Source organism: Streptomyces gilvosporeus (genome assembly GCF_002082195.1).
Classification (GTDB): Bacteria; Actinomycetota; Actinomycetes; order Streptomycetales; family Streptomycetaceae; genus Streptomyces; species Streptomyces gilvosporeus.
Genome location: NZ_CP020569.1, coordinates 3463430 through 3481398, shown reverse-complemented (window position 1 = coordinate 3481398; position 17969 = coordinate 3463430). Strand labels below are relative to the sequence as shown.

General features: G+C 73.3%; 16 protein-coding genes. 5 read left to right on the top strand and 11 right to left on the bottom strand.

What is annotated here, in order from left to right; all coding sequences use genetic code 11:
* The first annotated feature begins 42 nt into the window (after positions 1 to 42).
* The 3 genes from ettA to B1H19_RS15325 are packed head-to-tail and all read left to right on the top strand — an operon-like array spanning position 43 to position 2875.
* Positions 43 to 1707: an energy-dependent translational throttle protein EttA gene (ettA, locus tag B1H19_RS15335; RefSeq protein WP_083105277.1), complete on the top strand. Its 1665-nt coding sequence runs from the start codon at positions 43 to 45 to the stop codon at positions 1705 to 1707.
* A 5-nt stretch (positions 1708 to 1712) separates the two neighbouring features.
* Complete coding sequence (locus B1H19_RS15330; RefSeq protein WP_083105276.1) at positions 1713 to 2147, top strand: acyl-CoA thioesterase; 435 nt, start codon at positions 1713 to 1715, stop codon at positions 2145 to 2147.
* Positions 2144 to 2875 (top strand): DUF8010 domain-containing protein, encoded by a 732-nt coding sequence (locus B1H19_RS15325; protein WP_083105275.1) that lies wholly within the window; start codon positions 2144 to 2146, stop codon positions 2873 to 2875. The genes B1H19_RS15330 and B1H19_RS15325 overlap by 4 nt, the downstream gene beginning before the upstream one ends.
* Positions 2876 to 2924: 49 nt before the next feature.
* Here B1H19_RS15325 and B1H19_RS15320 read toward each other — a convergent pair whose 3' ends face one another.
* From B1H19_RS15320 to B1H19_RS15290, 8 genes are all read right to left on the bottom strand, one after another.
* Positions 2925 to 3329 (bottom strand): globin, encoded by a 405-nt coding sequence (locus B1H19_RS15320; RefSeq protein ID WP_083105274.1) that lies wholly within the window; start codon positions 3327 to 3329, stop codon positions 2925 to 2927.
* A 191-nt stretch (positions 3330 to 3520) separates the two neighbouring features.
* Positions 3521 to 5032, bottom strand: a complete 1512-nt coding sequence (locus tag B1H19_RS15315; RefSeq protein WP_083105273.1) for an FHA domain-containing protein — start codon at positions 5030 to 5032, stop codon at positions 3521 to 3523.
* Positions 4983 to 5279 (bottom strand): hypothetical protein, encoded by a 297-nt coding sequence (locus tag B1H19_RS40800; RefSeq protein WP_159028060.1) that lies wholly within the window; start codon positions 5277 to 5279, stop codon positions 4983 to 4985. The genes B1H19_RS15315 and B1H19_RS40800 overlap by 50 nt, the downstream gene beginning before the upstream one ends.
* Before the next feature lie 67 nt (positions 5280 to 5346).
* Complete coding sequence (locus B1H19_RS15310; protein ID WP_083105272.1) at positions 5347 to 6720, bottom strand: protein phosphatase 2C domain-containing protein; 1374 nt, start codon at positions 6718 to 6720, stop codon at positions 5347 to 5349.
* A 1-nt stretch (position 6721) separates the two neighbouring features.
* Positions 6722 to 9187 carry a serine/threonine-protein kinase gene (locus B1H19_RS15305; protein ID WP_083109659.1) on the bottom strand — a complete coding sequence of 822 codons (2466 nt, stop codon included), beginning with the start codon at positions 9185 to 9187 and terminating at the stop codon, positions 6722 to 6724.
* Positions 9188 to 9216: 29 nt separating this feature from the next.
* Positions 9217 to 10566 (bottom strand): hypothetical protein, encoded by a 1350-nt coding sequence (locus tag B1H19_RS15300; RefSeq protein ID WP_083105271.1) that lies wholly within the window; start codon positions 10564 to 10566, stop codon positions 9217 to 9219.
* A gap of 187 nt (positions 10567 to 10753) precedes the next feature.
* The gene (locus B1H19_RS15295; RefSeq protein ID WP_083105270.1) at positions 10754 to 11758 is read right to left on the bottom strand and encodes a glutamate ABC transporter substrate-binding protein; all 1005 of its coding nucleotides are present in this window, start codon (positions 11756 to 11758) and stop codon (positions 10754 to 10756) included.
* Between the two features lie 45 nt (positions 11759 to 11803).
* Positions 11804 to 13195: a hypothetical protein gene (locus B1H19_RS15290; protein WP_083105269.1), complete on the bottom strand. Its 1392-nt coding sequence runs from the start codon at positions 13193 to 13195 to the stop codon at positions 11804 to 11806.
* 350 nt (positions 13196 to 13545) lie between these two features.
* On the opposite strand from B1H19_RS15290, the gene B1H19_RS15285 reads away from it, so the two are divergent.
* Complete coding sequence (locus tag B1H19_RS15285; RefSeq protein WP_083105268.1) at positions 13546 to 14238, top strand: FadR/GntR family transcriptional regulator; 693 nt, start codon at positions 13546 to 13548, stop codon at positions 14236 to 14238.
* Positions 14239 to 14427: 189 nt separating this feature from the next.
* Positions 14428 to 14796 carry a hypothetical protein gene (locus tag B1H19_RS15280; protein WP_203237164.1) on the top strand — a complete coding sequence of 123 codons (369 nt, stop codon included), beginning with the start codon at positions 14428 to 14430 and terminating at the stop codon, positions 14794 to 14796.
* Between the two features lie 24 nt (positions 14797 to 14820).
* Here B1H19_RS15280 and B1H19_RS15275 read toward each other — a convergent pair whose 3' ends face one another.
* From B1H19_RS15275 to B1H19_RS15265, 3 genes are read right to left on the bottom strand one after another with little or no spacing between them, the layout of a single operon-like run.
* The gene (locus B1H19_RS15275) at positions 14821 to 15801 is read right to left on the bottom strand and encodes an N-acetylglucosamine kinase (protein WP_083105267.1); all 981 of its coding nucleotides are present in this window, start codon (positions 15799 to 15801) and stop codon (positions 14821 to 14823) included.
* A complete protein-coding gene (locus tag B1H19_RS15270) occupies positions 15792 to 17045 on the bottom strand; it encodes a 6-phospho-beta-glucosidase (RefSeq protein WP_083109658.1) in 1254 nt (417 codons plus the stop codon). Before B1H19_RS15270 ends, B1H19_RS15275 begins: the two co-directional genes overlap by 10 nt.
* Before the next feature lie 18 nt (positions 17046 to 17063).
* Positions 17064 to 17969: a carbohydrate ABC transporter permease gene (locus tag B1H19_RS15265; protein ID WP_083105266.1), complete on the bottom strand. Its 906-nt coding sequence runs from the start codon at positions 17967 to 17969 to the stop codon at positions 17064 to 17066.

Below are 17969 nucleotides of genomic sequence, written 5' to 3'. Positions count from 1 at the left end.
CCTGATCGATCCCGAAGATCCAAACCTGCCGGACGGTTTCTCTTGGCTGAGTACATCTACACGATGCGCAAGACGCGCAAGGCGCACGGCGACAAGGTCATCCTCGATGACGTGACGCTGAGCTTCCTGCCGGGCGCGAAGATCGGTGTCGTGGGTCCCAACGGCGCCGGTAAGTCCACGGTGCTGAAGATCATGGCCGGTCTCGAGCAGCCGTCGAACGGTGACGCCTTCCTCTCCCCGGGCTACACGGTCGGCATGCTCCTCCAGGAGCCCCCGCTGGACGAGTCCAAGACGGTGCTGCAGAACGTGCAGGACGGCGCCGCCGAGATCATGGGCAAGCTCCACCGCTTCAACGAGGTCGCCGAGCTGATGGCGACCGACTACTCCGACGCGCTGATGGAGGAGATGGGCAAGCTCCAGGAGGACCTCGACCACGCCAACGCGTGGGACCTGGACACCCAGCTCGAGCAGGCCATGGACGCGCTGGGCTGCCCGCCCGGCGACTGGCCGGTCACCACCCTCTCCGGTGGTGAGCGCCGCCGCGTCGCGCTGTGCAAGCTGCTGCTGGAGGCCCCCGACCTGCTGCTCCTGGACGAGCCCACCAACCACCTGGACGCCGAGTCCGTGCAGTGGCTGGAGCAGCACCTGGCGAAGTACCCCGGCACCGTCGTCGCCGTCACCCACGACCGGTACTTCCTCGACAACGTCGCCGAGTGGATCCTCGAGCTCGACCGCGGCCGCGCGCACCCCTACCCGGGCAACTACTCCACCTACCTCGACACCAAGGCGACCCGTCTGAAGGTCGAGGGGCAGAAGGACGCCAAGCGCGCCAAGCGCCTCAAGGAAGAGCTGGAGTGGGTGCGCTCCAACGCCAAGGGGCGGCAGGCCAAGTCCAAGGCCCGTCTGGCGCGTTACGAGGAGATGGCCGCCGAGGCCGACAAGATGCGGAAGCTGGACTTCGAGGAGATCCAGATCCCGCCGGGCCCGCGCCTGGGCAATGTCGTCGTCGAGGTCGAGAAGCTCAACAAGGCCTTCGGCGAGAAGGTCCTGATCGACGACCTGAGCTTCACCCTGCCCCGTAACGGCATCGTCGGCGTGATCGGCCCGAACGGCGCCGGCAAGACGACGCTGTTCAAGATGCTCCAGGGCCTGGAGACCCCGGACTCCGGCGACATCAAGGTCGGCGAGACCGTCAAGATCTCCTACGTCGACCAGAGCCGCGAGAACATCGACCCCAAGAAGACCCTGTGGGCCGTGGTCTCCGACGAGCTGGACTACATCAACGTCGGCCAGGTCGAGATGCCCTCGCGGGCGTATGTCTCCGCGTTCGGCTTCAAGGGCCCCGACCAGCAGAAGCCGGCCGGTGTGCTCTCCGGTGGTGAGCGCAACCGCCTCAACCTGGCGCTCACCCTCAAGCAGGGCGGCAACCTCCTCCTCCTGGACGAGCCGACCAACGACCTCGACGTCGAGACCCTGTCCTCGCTGGAGAACGCGCTGCTGGACTTCCCCGGCTGCGCCGTGGTCGTCTCCCACGACCGCTGGTTCCTCGACCGCGTCGCCACGCACATCCTGGCGTACGAGGGCGAGTCCAAGTGGTTCTGGTTCGAGGGCAACTTCGAGTCCTACGAGAAGAACAAGATCGAGCGCCTCGGCGCGGACGCGGCCCGCCCGCACCGTGCCACGTACAAGAAGCTCACCCGGGGCTGACCGTCGTGCGACATCTCTACTCCTGCCCCCTGCGCTGGTCGGACATGGACGCCTTCGGCCATGTCAACAACGCGGTGTTCGTCCGCTACCTCGAAGAGGCGCGGATCGACTTCATGCGCCATCTGGCGCCGGGGGACGGCAGCCCGTCGTTCACGGGCGGATCGGTGGTCGCCCGGCACGAGATCGACTATCTGCGGCAGCTGGTGCACCGGCACTCCCCGGTGTCCATCGAGCTGTGGGTGACGAAGATCAGTGCCGCGTCGATGACGATCGCCTACGAGGTCAAGGACGAGGACACGACGTATCTGCGTGCCTCGACCGTGGTCGTTCCGTTCGACTTCGAGCGGGAGCGCCCCCGCCGCATCACCGCGGAGGAGAAGGCGATCCTCAAGGAGTTCCTGGACGACGCCTCGCACCAGGAGGGAGCCGTCGCCGTATGACGGCGCTGCGTCTGGCCGATGCCGGGGAGGCGGCGGATCTCGCCGCCTTCCTGGCCCGGCTGATCCATTACGACCGGGCAGCCGCGGCACGCCTCCAGGCCGCCGGCGGCGTGCTCGCCGTCTTCGGCCGCCCGCCGTCGTTCGAGGTGCTGGCGATCCGTACGGCACGGCTCGCCGACGAGGACGTCGTCCTGGACGTCACCGTCTCGGCCGGTGAACTCCTCGAAGGCGTCGAGGCGTCGGCGGAGGGTGTGCTGAGCGTGCCCGCGTCCGTCACCGGTCCGCCGTGGGCCGGGCTGCTGCCGCCGCGCGGCGGCTGGCGGCAAGTGCCGGGCCTGCCCGAGCCGGAGGCCGTACTGCGTGCGGTGGCCGGGGCGGTCGCCGAATTCCGTGCCCGCGATGCGCAGCTGCCGCCGCAGCACCGCACCCGCGCCGCCCGCGACCGCATCGGCCGCGAGATCTGGTCGCGGACCCTGGGTGACACCCACCTTCCGCTGCGCGCCGCGCACGCCGCCCAGTCGCTGGGCTTTCTGCGGCCCGCCCGCTCGGCGGCCTTCGCCGGTGGTACGGCGTCCGGCGGCGATCATGCCGCGCAGCCGCAGCGGCTGAGCCTGCTCGCCGCGGGCGGTTGGCTGCGGCTGAGCACCCCCTATGGGTCGATCGCCGTTCGGGCCGGTGGTCCGCAGGGGATGACGGGGCTGTCGGGGATCTCGGTCACGCCGGTGTGAGTCGCGCCGGTGCAAGGTCCCCGATGCGCTGCCCGCCCGATCCGCCCCGTCAGTCCGGGGTGTTGATCATCGAGGCCGCGGCGTAGGTGAGGTAGTTCCACAGCTGGGTCTCGTGTTCCTCGGCGAGGTCGAGGGAGTCGACGGCGTCGCGCATATGCGTCAGCCAGGCGTCGTGCGCGGCCCGGTCGACGGTGAACGGGGCGTGCCGCATCCGCAGCCGCGGGTGGCCGCGGCCGTCGCTGTAGGTGCGCGGGCCGCCCCAGTACTGCATCAGGAACAGCGCGAGGCGCTCCTCGGCCGGGCCCAGGTCCTCCTCCGGGTACATCGGCCGCAGCAGCGGGTCCTCTGCGACGCCCTGGTAGAAGCGGTGCACCAGACGACGGAAGGTCTGCTCGCCGCCGACCTGTTCGTAGAAGGTCTGCTCCTGAAGCGTGCCGTGTGGAATCTTGTTCACCCGTCCATGGTGGCAGATGCCGCGAGGGGCGTGACCGGACAACGGTCACGCCCCCGGCCGCACCGCAGCAACCTGCTACGGCCCCGGCCCCGGTCAGTCACGCCGCGGCGTGACCGGACATCCGTCACGCCCCGGCCGCACCGCAGCAACCCGCTACGGCCCCGGCCCCGGTCAACCACGCCGCGGCGTGATTAGCCACGCCTTATGGTCAACGTCGTCCAGGCGCCCACATGCACCCGGTCGCCGTCGTGCAGCGGCACCGGCACGTACGGCTGGATCGGGTCCTCGGCGAGGTTGATCGTGGTGCCGTTGGTGGAGTTCTGGTCCACCACCGCCCAGCTGCCGTCCTGCTGCTGCACCACCAGCGCGTGCTGGTGCGAGACACCCGGGTCCTCCGGCGGGCTGCCCAGATCGATGTCAGGGGCCTCGCCGGTGCTGTTGCGGCGGCGGCCGATCGCGATCTGGCCGTTGGCGAGCGACAGCACCTGCTCGGGGGAGTACGCGGGCAGGTTGAGCCCGGCCGCCTCCGGGCCGCTGCGGCCCATCATCGCCATGAAGTACTCGCGGTCCGGCGCGACGGCCACCACCCAGCCGTCGCCGACGACCGGCTGCGGACCCTGCGGAGGCGCCGCGGGACCCGGGCCGGGGCCGCCGTTCCACTGCTGCTCGGGCGGCGGGCCCTGCTGCGGCGGCTGCTGCGGGTCGTACGGGCCGGGCTGCTGCTGGGGCTCGTACGGTCCCGGCTGCTGCGGCGGGAACGGCGCGGGCGGCTGCTGCTGCTCGAACGGGGCCTGCGGGCCGGGGCCGGGCGCGGGCGGGGCCATCGGCGGGGCCGCGGCCTGCTGCGCGTTCGGCGGGTTCAGCGTCCAGTCGTCGCCCTGCTGCGGCGGCGGGCCGGGCTGGCCGACCGGGCCGGGGCCGGGCATTCCGGGACCGGGCATTCCGGGCGGTGGGCCGGGCTGGCCGGGGAAACCGCCGGGGCCGGGCATGCCGGGCGGCGGACCCTGCTGCGGCTGCTGCTCGAACGGGGCCGGGGCCTGCGGCTGCTGCGGCGCGGGCGGCGGGAAGCCGTAGCCGCCCTGACCGCCCGGGCCCGGGGCGGGGCCGGGTGCCGGGGGCGGGAAGCCGTAACCGCCCTGTGCGCCGGGGCCGGGCTGGCCGGGCGGCGGCGGGGCGAAGCCCCCGGGGGGCGTCGAGGACGTCGTGGAGTTGGTCAGAAAGCTGTAGCGGCAGGTGTCGCAGAACGGTGCGTTCGCCGTACGGGGCGTACCGCACTGCGGGCACGTCTCGGACGGCGCGGGCGGCTGCTGCTGCTCGAACGGGGCCGGGGCCTGCGGCTGCTGCGGCGCGGGCGGCGGGAAGCCGTAGCCGCCCTGACCGCCCGGGCCCGGGGCGGGGCCGGGGCCGGGTGCCGGGGGCGGGAAGCCGTAACCGCCCTGTGCGCCGGGGCCTCCGGGACCGGGCATCCCGGGCGGCGGGCCGGGCTGGCCCGGCGGCGGACCCTGCGGGTCGGCGGGCGGCGGCGGGCCCTGCTGCTGAGGCGGCGGCGGGCCGGGCTGGCCGGTGGGCTGGCCCGGCGGCGGGGTGTTCAGGAACCCCGCAGGCAGGGAGGGCGGCGGGGGGACAGCGCCTGCCATCCGGTGGCCGCACACCTCACACCAGTCTTCGGCCACCGACTGGTGTCCGTTCGGGCAGGTAGGCATGTCGGTTCTTCCCCCTCCGTACCTTTTCTTCGGGCGGTACTGCTTGGTACTGATTGCGGTTGTCTCGTCGGGTTTCCGTACGGCGCTGCGTACGGCGGGCGGTGGTCACCGGGCGCTTCCCAAGGGTCTTCCCGTCCGCGCCGGCCACTATCGCCCGCAGTCGCACAGTACCGGTCGCCCTCTCGGCGCCGCCCACCACCTTCGCAAGAAGTTTCGCAGGGGCGGCATTCCGGCGGGCAACGGACATCGCCTGCCCGCCGGTTGACTTATGCCGGTTTCATGCGGTCTGTATGCCTGGCTTCGCCTGGCTTCGCCTAACTTCCCGAGGGCGCCGGGAACGGCACCACCGCCACCGTCACATTGTCGTGACCGCCGCCGTCGAGGGCGTGGGTGATCAGCGTCCGGGCGGCCTCCAGCGGGCGGACGGGCGAGTCGACGGGCAGTACGGCGGCCATCTGGGCGGCGGATTCGGCGTAGTTCCACAGGCCGTCCGTGCAGACGACGACCACGCCCGGACCGTCCGGCTTGAAGGTCACGGTGTGCGGTTCGACCTCGTAGGCGTCCGCGCCGAGCCAGCCGGTGATGGCGTGTGCCCGTTCGTCGGCGTTCGCCTCCGCCTCCGACATCAGGTTGTTGGCGACCATCTGCGCGGCCCAGGAATCGTCCTCGGTGAGCCGGGCCGGGGGCGCCGTACGGTCGTTGGGGATCCAGTACGCGCGGCTGTCGCCGACCCAGCCGATGGTCAGCAGGCCGCCGCCGACCGTCGCGCCCACGAACGTGCAGGCCGGGGCGTTTTGCTGACGGTGTTCGTCATGGGCCAGGGACGGGTCGGCGGCCAGCGCGTCGACCGCCCCCGACGCGGACAGGATGGCCTCGTGCATCGCCTGCTGGGGGTGCGTACCGCGCGGCAGCGACACCAGCAGCGCCTCGCCGGCGGCCTCGGACGCCGCCCGGGATGCCTCGTCCGGGCGGGTGGCCGACGAGACGCCGTCGCAGACCACCGCCACGACGGCGGGCGAGCCGTCGGGCAGTGCGGCGGCGCGCAGGGCGAAGAAGTCCTCGTTGCGGTGGTGGCGGTGGCCGCGGTCGCTGACGGCCGCGATACCCGCCAACGCATGCTCCATGTGGTCGCGTTCGCGGGGCTGGGCGCGGCCGCAGTGGTCGCAGAAGCCGTCGGGGGTCAGCGCGCCGGCGTGGCAGACGGCGCACAGGTGCAGGGTGTCGGTGGCCCGTTCGGCCTCCCGGTCCTCCTCCGCGGCGTCGGCGGCACGGTCGGCGGAAGGCTCGTCGGTGATGGTGGCGGGCACCTCCTCCGGGGCGTCCTCGGCGGTCGCGGGGACGGTCCGCGCGGCGCCCGCCGCGGCGTCGGCCACCACTTCGTATCCGGCGACCCGGGGGTCGACGGGCCGCTGCGCGGGGTCGCCCGCGGCCGGGCCGTCCGCGGCCCGCCCGCCCTCCGCCGCCAGGTTCGCGTCCGGAATTCGCGTCGTGGGGTCGGGCGGCGGCGGATCGGCCGGCGCCGCGGCGGGTGCCCCGACCGTGGGTGCGTACGACGGGGGCGGCGGCACCGCCCCGTAGCCCGGCGCGGCGGGCACCACGAGATCCGCACCGCACCGTCCGCAGAAATTGTCCCCCGCGTCGAGCGGCTCCGCGCAGCTCCGGCAGCGGGACGGCCCAGTCACACCCATGTCACACCCACGTCCTGGGGCGGAAACGGTTGGCCCGCTCCACCAGCTCGATCCTTTCCTCGCCACGCTGCGCCAGCCGCGCCAGCAGGCGGTACGACCTCTCCAGCCCGAACCGCAGCCCGCGTTCGTCCAGCGGGCTGCCGAGGAGCGAAGGGAGTTCGGGCGAGGCCCGTCCGCCGTCCGTCCGGGCACCGTGGCTACCGGAGAGTACCCAGTCCAGGGCGCCGCCCAGTACCTCGGTGGCCAGTTGTTCGCGACGTCCGGCGTCCAGTCCGCATTCCGCCAGCCGTGTCACCTCTCGGGCGGCGGCCGCAAGATCACCGAGCAGCGGGTCGTGCGGTGTGCGCTGCCGCAGCCGGGCGCGCACCGCCGCGATGCGCGCGGGGGTGTGGTGAACGGACGCCTCCGGTACGGCTTCCAGCGCCGCGACCGCGCCCGGCCGGTCGCCCGCCGCCAGGCAGACCCGGGCCAGCCCGAACGCGGCGCCGACCCAGCCGTGGTCCATCGCCCACACCAGGCGGTAGTACTCCGCGGCGGTGTCCGGCTGGCCGAGCAGCTCGGCGGCGACGGCCAGCGCCAGCTTCGGGGCGAGTTCGCCGGGGAAGGCGTCGTAGACCGCGTCGAAGGACAGCGCGGCGCTCTCGTGCTCCCCGCGGGCCAGTGCCACCAGGCCGTGGTTCCACACCACGCGCCAGTCGCCGCCCCACCCGGTGCCGGGCTCGGTCTCGATCTCGCGCAGCAGGGCCTGCGCCCCGGGGGCGTCGCCGGCCTCCAGATGGGCGCGCAGTTCGCGCAGCCGCAGCTCCAGGGAGTCGAGGGGCGCCGCGCGCAGCGCGGGCAGCAGCTCCGCCGGGGCGACGGTCGTCAGCCCGGCCAGGAAACCGGCGTTGGGGTCGGCCGGATCCACTCGCGGCACCGGCAGCGCGAGCGCGGCGGCGGCCGGGTCCAGGGGGCGCAGCGTGATCGCCCCGGGGGACGCCGTCGCGCCCTTGGGGTCCCCGCCGCGGGCCCCGAGCAGCGAGCCGCCGCCGTCCGCGGGCACCAGCTGCGTGTCCACCACGCGCAGTTCCGGTCCGAACAGCTGCGACGGCGCGGGCCGCGGCTCGCCCGACTGGAGCGCCACCACCTCCCGCAGCACGCCCGTCAGCTGCTCGGCCATCTCCTCCGCGGAGGCGAAGCGGCGCGAGCGGTCCGGGTCCGTGGCCCGCACCAGCAGCCGGTAGAAGGACTCGTACGTGCGGAAGACCTCGATGTGCTCGGGGTCGGGCAGCGAGTCGGCGAAGACGTTGGTGTAGCCCTGGAAGTCGAAGGTGAGCACGGCCAGGGTGCGGGCGACGGTGTAGAGGTCGGAGGCCACCGACGGGCCCAGTTCGGCTATTTCGGGCGCCTGATAGCCGATCGTGCCGTAGATCGGGCTTTCGTGGTCGTCCATCCGGCGCACCGCGCCCATGTCGATCAGCTTGAGCTGGTCGTGCTGCTGTATGGCGTTGTCGACCTTGAAATCGCAGTACAGCAGATGGCGGCGGTGCAGCTCGCCGAGGGCCTCCAGCGCCTCGATGCCGTACGCACACGCCTGCTCGACGGGCAGCGGATCGCGCCGACCCTGGGGTGTGCGCCGGTCGTTGGCCAGGTCCTTGAGGGACTTGCCGCCGACGTACTCCATGACGATATAGCCGTCCAGGCTGCCCGTCGTGGGGTCGAGATGCTCCACGAAGTTGTAGATCCGCACGATATTGGCGTGCTCGATCTCGGCCAGGAACCGCCGCTCGGACACCGCGACCGCCAGCGCCTCCTCGTCGCCGGTGTCCAGCAGGCCCTTGAGCACCACCCACCGGTCGGCGACGGCGTGGTCGACGGCCAGATAGATCCAGCCGAGCCCGCCGTGCGCCAGACAGCCCACCACCTCGTACTGGCCGTGCACCATGTCACCGGGCCGCAGCTTGGGCACAAAGCTGTACGGATGGCCGCACTTGGTGCAGAACCCCTCCGTGGGGCCGGGCTGCCCGCCGCGTCTGCGACCCACCGGTGCCCCGCAGTCGCCGCGGCTGCAGAACCGCTTCCGCTCGGGGACCTCCGGATGCTCCAGTACGGCGGTGTGCGGATCGGGCCGCGGCACCTGCGGCACCGTCACCAGTCCCGCCCCCAGCCGCCCGCGCGCCGACCCGGAGGAGCCGGACGACCCGAAGGCCGCGCCGCCGCCCGTGCCGTGCACCGACACCGGGGCCGCCGGTGACGGCATGCCCCGGGTCGCCTCGGCGGCGGCGCCCGCGCGGCGGCCGGACCCCGCGGCTCCGGAGCCCGGCGCGCCCGACCCCGCCCGTCCGGTGATGCCCGTGGCCGGCGACGACAGCAGGCCGTCGGCCGAGACCACCGGAGGCCGTCCGCAGACCCCGCAGCAGCGCTCACCGCCGCCGGCGTCCTCGTAACTCCCGTCGCAGCCCGGCCGCTGGCAACGGCCGCCGGCCATGCGCACCGTGGCCGGCCCCCCGCCGTCCGTCACGTATCCCCCTCGTGCTCCCACTCGTTCCCCCCGTGCTCCTCCTGCTCCGGCGCCAGCGCCTCGGCCGCCGCCCGCTGGTAGCGCCACACCGCCTGCTCGGCCGCCCGCAGATCGCACGGCGCGCTCCACAGCATCCGGCGGGCCGTGTCGTACCGCTCCAGCAGCAGCGGGTCCCCGGCCAGGCCGTGGCGCGCGAGCTCGGCCTTGTACGCGTCGAGCCGGCCGCGCAGCTCGGCCCGTACGGCCAGCGGGGCCGTCACTGCGGTCAACGATTCGCGGGCGCGGTGGAGTTCCTCCTCGGCGCGCTCTTCCAGGCTCTCCAGCAGCGGCGACAGCCGGTGCCACTGAGCCCGGCGGCGGTACTCCGCGGCCGCCACCAACTGCTCGTACAGCGCCGTCGAGGGGCCGCTGACCGCCGGCACCTCGGAAGCGGCGATCTTCGCCAGCACCTCGCCGCGCGCCTGCCGCGCCTCGGTCAGCGTGCGATCGGCCCGGGAGAGCACATCGCGCAGCTGCATCAGGCGCCGCTCGGCGTCCTGCCGGACGTCCAGCACCGCCTCGATCTCCCGCCGTACGTCCTCCAGGGCGCGCGCCGCACGGTCGTAGCGCACGGTGTCGGGCCGGCCGCCACCGGGAGCCGAACTCCCCGTCGAGGACGACACCCAGAACGCCAGCGGATCGGCGATCACCTGCGCGCGCAGCCGGGACAGTTCGTCCGTGATCCGCTCCAGGTCGTCGCCCGCCGGATGCTCACCGGGGCGTACGCCCACGGAGTGCGCCAGCGAACGCGTCCGCTGAAGCTCGGCCGACAGCAGGTCTATCCGGGCCGGCAGCGCGGACCACACCGCGTCGGCGGCGACGATCACATCGAGCGACCGGGCGTAGAGGCCGTTGATCCGCTCGACGAGCTCCTCCAGGCTGAAGCGCTCCGCCGCGGCGTCAGGTCCTGCCGCACCGGCCGTTTCGGTCCGCGAGGCCGCGTCGTCCACCGTGAGCCCCGTGCCGTACAGCAGCTCCGACAGCTCCGCCAGATCGTCGGGGGACGGCCAGCGGCGCCGCGCCCGCAGCTCGCGGGCCGCCGTCAACGCGGCGGTGTAGGTGTCGAAACACGCCCACAGGACCGCGATGGACCGTTCGGCCTCGGCCCAGCGCTCCTTGGTGGTGCCCGACAGATCGGCGCCCTCCAGGAGACGGCGGCCCGCGTGGTCCTGCAACGCGAGCAGCGATGTCTCTATCGCCTCGTACTCGGCGCCGAGCCGTGCCAGGGCGCGGTCGGCCTCCTCCCGGCCGGGCGCCGGGGTGAGATGCCGCCCCGCGGAACCGGGGCAGGGCCCAGGGACCCCCATCGATCACCTCTCCAATACGCGTACGGCGCGCTGCGGTTGGCGCGCCTGGGTGGCTCGGTGAACTGCTCCCGCCATCCCCTCCCTTCCCATACTGGCGGCAACGATTGCTCCGTGCGCCGTCCGGACGGCGTGCGGTCGCCGTCCGGGGGGCCGTGCGGTCGCTCTGTGTGCGGCCCGTCCGCGCGCTTCAGTCGCTGTACTCGGGCACCGGCGGCCCCGATATTCCGGGCAGATCGGCGCGCAGCCAGATGCGGTACGCGCGCATCCAGGCGCTGTCGGCACCACCGCGCCGGTAGTCGTCGAGCACCTTGTTGACGCGCCGCACCAGATCGGTGTCCGCCTTGTTCATCGCCACGCCGTAGGGCTCGTCGGTGAACGGCTTGCCCTTGAGCTCCACCGTCGGATCCTGCGCCGCCTGTGCCGCCGCCAGTGCATTGTCCGTCACCACCGCATCCGCCTGCCCCAGCTGGATCCGCACCAGGCAGTCGAGCTGACTGGGCACCGTCAGCACCTTCGCGCCGTGCGGCCGCCCGGACAGCGCCGACTCGCCCGTCGAACCCGCCGCCGTGCACACCCGTTTGCCGCGCAGCGAGTCGTCGAACGCCTTCACCGCCGACTTCTTGGGCGCCAGCACCTGCTGGCCGCCCTGGAAGTACGCGGTCGAGAACGCCACCTTCTCCTTGCGCACGCAGTTGATCGTCATCGTCCGGACCACCATGTCGACCGTGCGCTTCTGGAGCGCCGGGATCCGCTGGTTGGTCGGGATCGTCTGGAAGACGACCTTGGCGTTGGGCCCCAGGATGTCCTGGGCTATCGCCCGCGCCAGATCGATGTCGAAGCCCTCCAGCCTGCCGGTGCCGGGATCGCGGTAGCCCCACCGGTAGGTGTTCTGGTCGACGCCCACGACCAGTTGGCCCTTCGCCTTGATCCGCTGCACCGCCGGGCCGTCCGCGGCCGAGGGCCGCAGGCTCTGCGCCGCGGTCGCCGGTGTGCAGTGCGCGGCGGAGGGCAGCGCCGGCGCCGTCCCATGGACGGCCGACGGCGCCTGGTGGCGGTACGGACTTCCGGCGGGGGCATCGGTGCCCAGCGCGGGCACCAGCACCGCCGCGGCCGCCGCCATCACACCCACCCCGGCCGCCACCGGCGCCAGTGCGGCGCGCAGATTCACCAAGGCTCGCGAGCGCCTCGTCATGCCCTCATCACCCGCTTCATGTCCCCCTCACCGGGCCCCTGCCCCTCACCGGTACTCCGACAGTCTGCGCGCGATACCCAGCACGGCACCCACCGCCCCCAGCACCGCCAGCACCCCGGCTCCCACCGCCAGCCCGCCGAGCGCCGCCCGCCCGCCGTCCGCCGCCGACCGGAACTCCTGCTGCTCATGCGCCAACGCCTGCCCCAGCGCGGTATCGACGCGGTCGAACGACTCCCGCGTCGGCCGGTCGTCGCCGATCACCCTTGCCAGCGCCTGCTGGTAGTCGCCCTTGTCGTCGGCCGCCCGCGCCTGGGCGTGCCGCGCCTGCCACTGCCGTATCCGCGCCAGCGCCTCGCGCACCGGACGCCGCCCCGCCTCGTCGTCCGCCAGCGCCAGCGCCGTCCCCAGCCGGCTGCCGGACGAGGCCGCGCCCCGCGTACCGGGGCCCGCCAGGTCCGTCATGCCCTTGCGGAAGCCGACCTCGTAGAAGTCCTTCTGATCGGGGGTCAGCACCGCTCCTCGGGCCACCAGCGTCAGATTCTCGTCCCCGCGCGCCTGGAGGGCGTCGATCCGCGCCTCGTTGAGCACCCGCAGCGACCGCGCCCCCCGGTCGTACGACGCGCTCAGCCCCGACCGCGCCAGGGCGTGCCCCGCCGCCAGCCACACCAGTACGGTCAGCGTGGCCGCCGTCGCCGCCACCAGACCGCGGTTGAACACCCGGTTCGTCCGGCGGTAATGGCGCCGCTGGGCCCAGGCCAGCGCCCCGAGCGCCGCCGCCCCGGCCACCAGCGCGCCCCACGGCCAGGTCTTCGCCGCGTCGTAGTCCGCCGCCAGCCGGTCGTTCTCCGCGTCGTACAAGGCCCGGGCGGCGGGGAGGAGTTCCCCGCGCATTTGGCCGTTGGCGTACCGCAGATAGGCGCCCCCCAGGGGCAGCCCCTGCCGGTTGTCCGTCCGTGCCGTCTCGATCAGGCCCGCATACTGCGGCAGCGCGCTGTTGAGCCGGGCGATCTGCTGCCCGGCCCGGTCGGACTCCGGGGTGCCGGCCGAGGCCCGGACCAGCAGTCGGGCCGCCGTGGCAAGGTCGTGGTCATAGCGCTCGCGGGTCGCCCGGCTCTCCTCCCCGCCCGCCAGGAACCCGCCGGCGGCCGTCGTGTCGGCATCCGCCAGCGAGCGGTAGATACGCGCCGCATCCGCGCTCAGCGGCTGGCTGCGCCCGACCACATCGTCCGCGGCCGCCGCCCGGTCGGCCACCTGCCAGGCCGTGGCCGTGCCGAAAACCAGCACCAGCAGGGCGAGTACGGCACCGATCATCCGCAGCCTGCCCGGTTCGGTGACCGCGGCGGCGCGCAGCTCGTCGAGTCCGTCGGCCCATGCCGTACGGCGCCGGGGCGCGGGCGCCGAACCGCCGCCCGGCGACGCGGACACCTGCACGGACATCTCTGCCGACACCGAACCTCCCCCTCCGTCGTCCACGGCCCGCCCTCGCGTGAAGCGCCGGCGAGAACGCTCACGGGAACGGGTGCACGGGCAGCAGTATGTCCTCACCCACTGACAGCCACACCGCGATTGCCCCCATCATTGCCCCGGTCTTTGAGCCCGACGTCGCGGGGGTGCCGCCGGTTCCGGGGCGGGGTGGTGCGGGGCCGATGCGGTGGGTCCGTCTCGGGCCTCCTCCGGCGCCGGGGGCCGCACTAGAGTTGCTCCCGAGGGCCCTGCGCCGGACCGGGGCCGGAGAGACACGAGATGTCGACACACCCGCCCGCCCCGGACGACCGGAGAGTGATCACGTGCAAGCGGTCCGCAAGGGCAGGGTGTCGCTGGTGGAGACGGCGACCGACGAGATCCGCGACCAGATCGTCACCGGCGTCTGGCCGGTGGGCAGTCGCATCCCGCCCGAGAGCGCGCTCTCCGAAGCGCTGGGCGTCAGCCGCGCGTCCGTCCGCGAGGCGGTCCGTTCCCTCGTCCACTCCGGGCTCCTCGAACCCCGGCAGGGCGACGGGACGTTCGTGATCTCCGACGACGACAGCGCGGTCGCGCTGCGCCGCCGGCTGGAGCGGGCCGAACTCACCCATGTCACCCAGATCCGTCAGGGCCTGGACATCGTCGCCGCCCGCCAGGCCGCGAAGCACCGTACGGACGCCCAGCTCGCCGACATCGAAGCCGCGCTGGCCCGCCGCAAGGCCGCCCTGGCCGCGCAGGACGTGGATGCCTTCACCGCCGCCGACGCCGACTTCCACATCCTCGTCGCCGAGGCCGGGGCCAACCCCGTGCTCGCCGACATCTACCGCTCGCTCAGCGCCGCCCTGCGCGAGGAACTCCGGCGCGCCGCCTGCCTCGACACCGCCACCGCGGCCCCCGCCGACCCCCACTCGCGCCTCGCCGACGCCATCCGCGACCGGGACCCGCAGGCCGCGGTGGACGCGGCGGTCGTGCTGCTCGCCGGGCATGTGCGCGATCTCGCGCTGCCGCTGGACGACTGACCCGGGTGGTTGAAGGACGCCCCGGCCGGGCCGGTCAGGGCGCGTTTCGTGCTCCGCGCGCCCCTCGCTTCGCTCCCGCGCGCCGCTACCGAAACTCTCTTCGAACTCACTACGCTCAGTCACGAAGTTGATTCGGCACGTCAGTGACCGGCGCGGCTCGGCCCGCGCCCGGCACCCCGGAGGTTCCTCATGCGTTGCGTCACCCAACTCCTCAAACCCCTGGCCGCCGCCACCACCCTCGGCGCCGCCGCGCCCGGCCACACCCGGCCGGCCAGCGGATTCCTCACCATCGGCACCAGCACCTATATCGACCCCGAAGGCCACTACCCGATCGCCCACCCGCCGGACGGCAGCCCCACCCTCGTCATCAACGACACCGACCGTCATGTCACCGTCATCACCGAGCGCAATCACGGCCCCACCACCGCCCCCGACATCGTGGTAGCCCCGGGCGACCGCATCGAGACGTTCCGGGGGCACAGCGTGCAGGTGGGCTGGGGCCGGGTGATGGGACGGGACATGGGCCAGGTCACGGGACGGGGCCTGGGGGAGGGGTGAGGTAGCGAAGGACGTGGGGCGCGGTCATTCCCAGGCGCTCCGCACCCGCTCGTACGCCGTCGCCTTCGCGCCCGCCCGGTCCAGCGCGGACAGCGCCGCGCCCAGGACCGGCGGGGCGGTGACCACCACGGGCACGGCCTTGGGGGCGCGTTCGGCGAGGAGGCGGGCGATGCGGTCGTGGAGGAGGGGGTGACGGGCGGCCAGGACGCCGCCGCCGAGGATGACGGGGGTGGGCTCGCCGAGGAGACCGAGGCGGTCCAGGGCGACGGTGGCCAGGAGGACGACCTCCTCGGCCTGCCGGGCCACGATGCCGCGGGCGACGGGGTCGCCGGCGGCGGCCACGCCGAAGAGAACGGGGGTGAGTTCATGGCGTCGGCTTTCGGGGACGGCGCGCAGGTGGAGGGCCTCGATCAGCTCCCGCATGGTGGTCAACCCGAAGTGGGCGGGCAACGTACGGGCCAGCGCGGTCGGTTCGCCGCGGCCGTCCTCGGCGCGGGCCGCATGCCACAGCGCCTCGTCGGCGAGATACGCACCGCCGCCCCAGTCGCCGGAGATCCGTCCGACCGAGGGGAAGCGGGCGGTGGTGCCGTCCGGGCCCAGGCCGGCGCAGTTGATGCCGGCGCCGCACACCACCGCGACCCCGGTCCGTTCGCCGTCGTCCGGCAGACCGGCCCGGAGCAGCGCGAAGGTGTCGTTGGCGACGGTCACCGAGCGCGCCCAGCCGCGCCCGGAGATCTCCGCCGTCAGTGCGGCCTCTTCGGCGGGGAGGTCGGCGTTGGCGAGATAGGCGGCGAGGTGGCCGACGGGGCCCGCCGTCCCGGCCTGTGCCAGGACGGCGGCGATCAGCGGCGCCAGGACGTCCACCGCCGGGCCGGCGCCGACCACCTGTGGCGAGAAGGGCCCGCCGCGGGCGGTTCCCAGCAGCCTGCCGTCGGTGGTCACCAGCGCCACGTCCGTCTTGCTGTTGCCCGCGTCGATGGCGAGCGCCGTACCGGTCAGGCCCACGACAGATGCTCCCGGTTGTGCGCGATCAGCTGGTCGGTGAGCCGGTCGGCGTAGTCGCTCTGGCCGATGAGGGGATGGGCCAGGAGCGCGCCGAAGACCCGGTCCCGGCCGCCCTTCAGCGCGGCCTCCAGGGCCAGTTGTTCATAGGCGGTGACATGGGCGATCAGGCCCGCGTGGAGGGGCTCCAGGGGGCGTACGGGCAGCACCTCGGGGCCGTCCGCGCCCACCACCGCCGGCACTTCGATCACCGCATCGTCGGGAAGGAAGGGAAGCGCACCATGGTTGACGGTATTGACGATCTGGCGCTCGCCGGTGCCGCCCAGCAGGGCCGCGGTCAGCGCCACCGCCGCCTCGGAGTAGTACGCCCCGCCGCGCTTGTCCAGCAGCTCGGGCTTCTCGTCCAGGGCGGGATCGCCGTACATGCCCAGCAGTCGCTCCTCGAGGGCCGCGACCTCCGCCGCGCGGGAGGGTTTGCCGCGGAACTCCCGTACCACCGCGTCGTGTTGGTAGTAGTAGCGCAGATAGTACGAGGGGACGACGCCGAGGCGGTCCAGCAGCGAGCGGGGCATCCGCAGATCGTCGGCCACCGCGTCGCCGTGCTCGGCCAGCAGCGCGGGCAGGACGTCCTCGCCGTTGAGGCGAACCGCCCGCTCCCAGGTGAGGTGGTTGAGCCCGACGTGGTCCAGCTCGACGTCCTGCGGGGGCACCCCCAGCAGCGCGGCGAACTTCCGCTGGAAGCCGATCGCGACATTGCACAGGCCGACCGCCTTGTGGCCGTGCATCAGCAGGGCGCGCGTCACGATGCCGACGGGGTTGGTGAAGTCGACGATCCAGGCGCCGGGACTGCGACGCCGTACCCGCTCGGCGATGTCGAGGACGACGGGCACGGTCCGCAGCGCCTTGGCCAGTCCGCCCGCACCGGTGGTCTCCTGGCCGACGCAGCCGCACTCCAGCGGCCAGGTCTCGTCCTGGTTGCGGGCGGCCTGCCCGCCGACGCGGAGCTGGAGCAGGACGGCATCGGCCCCGTCCACCCCCGCGTCGAGATCGTCGGTCCACGAGATCCGGCCCGGATGGCCCTGTCGGGCGAAGATGCGCCGCGCCAGCCCGCCCACCAGCTCCAACCGGTCGGCGGCCGGATCGATCAGGACGAGTTCGTCCAGCGGGAGCGCCTCGCGCAACCGCGCGAAACCGTCGATGAGTTCGGGGGTGTAGGTCGAGCCGCCGCCGACCACGGCGAGCCTGATGTGCTTCATATGCGGGGATCAGCCCTTCACTCCGGTGAGCGTGACGCCTTCGACGAAGGCCCTCTGTGCGAAGAAGAAGACGAGCATGACCGGCGCCATGACCAGCAGCGTCGCGGCCATGGTGAGGTTCCAGTCGACGCTGTGGGCGCTCTTGAAGGACTCCAGGCCGTAGGACAGCGTCCAGGACGCCGGGTTCTGTGCGGCGTAGATCTGCGGGCCGAAGTAGTCGTTCCAGCAGAAGAAGAACTGGAAGAGGGCGACGGCGGCGATGCCGGGCCGGGCCATCGGGACGATGATGCGCAGCAGGGTGCGCAGTTCACCGCAGCCGTCCACGGCGGCGGATTCGATGTACTCGCGCGGGATGGTGAGCAGGAACTGCCGCAACAGGAAGATGGAGTAGGCGTCGCCGAAGGCCATCGGGATGATCAGCGGCCACAGCGTCCCGGCGAGATGCAGCTGCTGGGCCCAGACCAGATACATCGGGATGACGATCACCTGCGGCGGCAGCATCATCGTCGAGATGACCAGGACCATCGCCGTCCGGCGGCCGCGGAAACGGAAGCGGGCCAGGGCGTACGCCACCGGGACCGCCGAGCACACCGTGAGGAGGGTGCCCAGCCCCGCGTACAGCAGGGAGTTCTTCCACCAGTCCAGGAAGCCGGGCGTACGGAAGACCGTGACGTACTGGGACCAGTGCCATGCGGTCGGCCACAGCGCGCCGCTCATCGCCTGGTCGTCGCCCATCACGGACGTCAGAAAGACGAACACGAAGGGCAGCACGAAGAAGAGCGCGGCCGCGACGGCCAGGGTGTGGACGGCGATCCAGTGCAGTATCCGCCGGCGCCGGGCGCGCGCCGCCGGACCGGAGGCGGGGGCGGGCACACGGGACGGCGCGCCGGGCGGGTTCAGGGTCGTGGTGGTCAT

Excerpts from the sequence above, each read along its gene's own strand:
- B1H19_RS15325 (WP_083105275.1), top strand. The coding sequence starts at position 2,144 with ATGACGGCGCTGCGTCTGGCCGATGCCGGGGAGGCGGCGGATCTCGCC.
- B1H19_RS15315 (WP_083105273.1), bottom strand. The coding sequence starts at position 5,032 with ATGCCTACCTGCCCGAACGGACACCAGTCGGTGGCCGAAGACTGGTGT.
- B1H19_RS40800 (WP_159028060.1), bottom strand. The coding sequence starts at position 5,279 with ATGTCCGTTGCCCGCCGGAATGCCGCCCCTGCGAAACTTCTTGCGAAG.
- B1H19_RS15310 (WP_083105272.1), bottom strand. The coding sequence starts at position 6,720 with ATGGGTGTGACTGGGCCGTCCCGCTGCCGGAGCTGCGCGGAGCCGCTC.
- B1H19_RS15305 (WP_083109659.1), bottom strand. The coding sequence starts at position 9,187 with ATGGCCGGCGGCCGTTGCCAGCGGCCGGGCTGCGACGGGAGTTACGAG.
- B1H19_RS15300 (WP_083105271.1), bottom strand. The coding sequence starts at position 10,566 with ATGGGGGTCCCTGGGCCCTGCCCCGGTTCCGCGGGGCGGCATCTCACC.
- B1H19_RS15295 (WP_083105270.1), bottom strand. The coding sequence starts at position 11,758 with ATGACGAGGCGCTCGCGAGCCTTGGTGAATCTGCGCGCCGCACTGGCG.
- B1H19_RS15290 (WP_083105269.1), bottom strand. The coding sequence starts at position 13,195 with ATGTCCGTGCAGGTGTCCGCGTCGCCGGGCGGCGGTTCGGCGCCCGCG.
- B1H19_RS15280 (WP_203237164.1), top strand. The coding sequence starts at position 14,428 with ATGCGTTGCGTCACCCAACTCCTCAAACCCCTGGCCGCCGCCACCACC.
- B1H19_RS15265 (WP_083105266.1), bottom strand. The coding sequence starts at position 17,969 with ATGACCACCACGACCCTGAACCCGCCCGGCGCGCCGTCCCGTGTGCCC.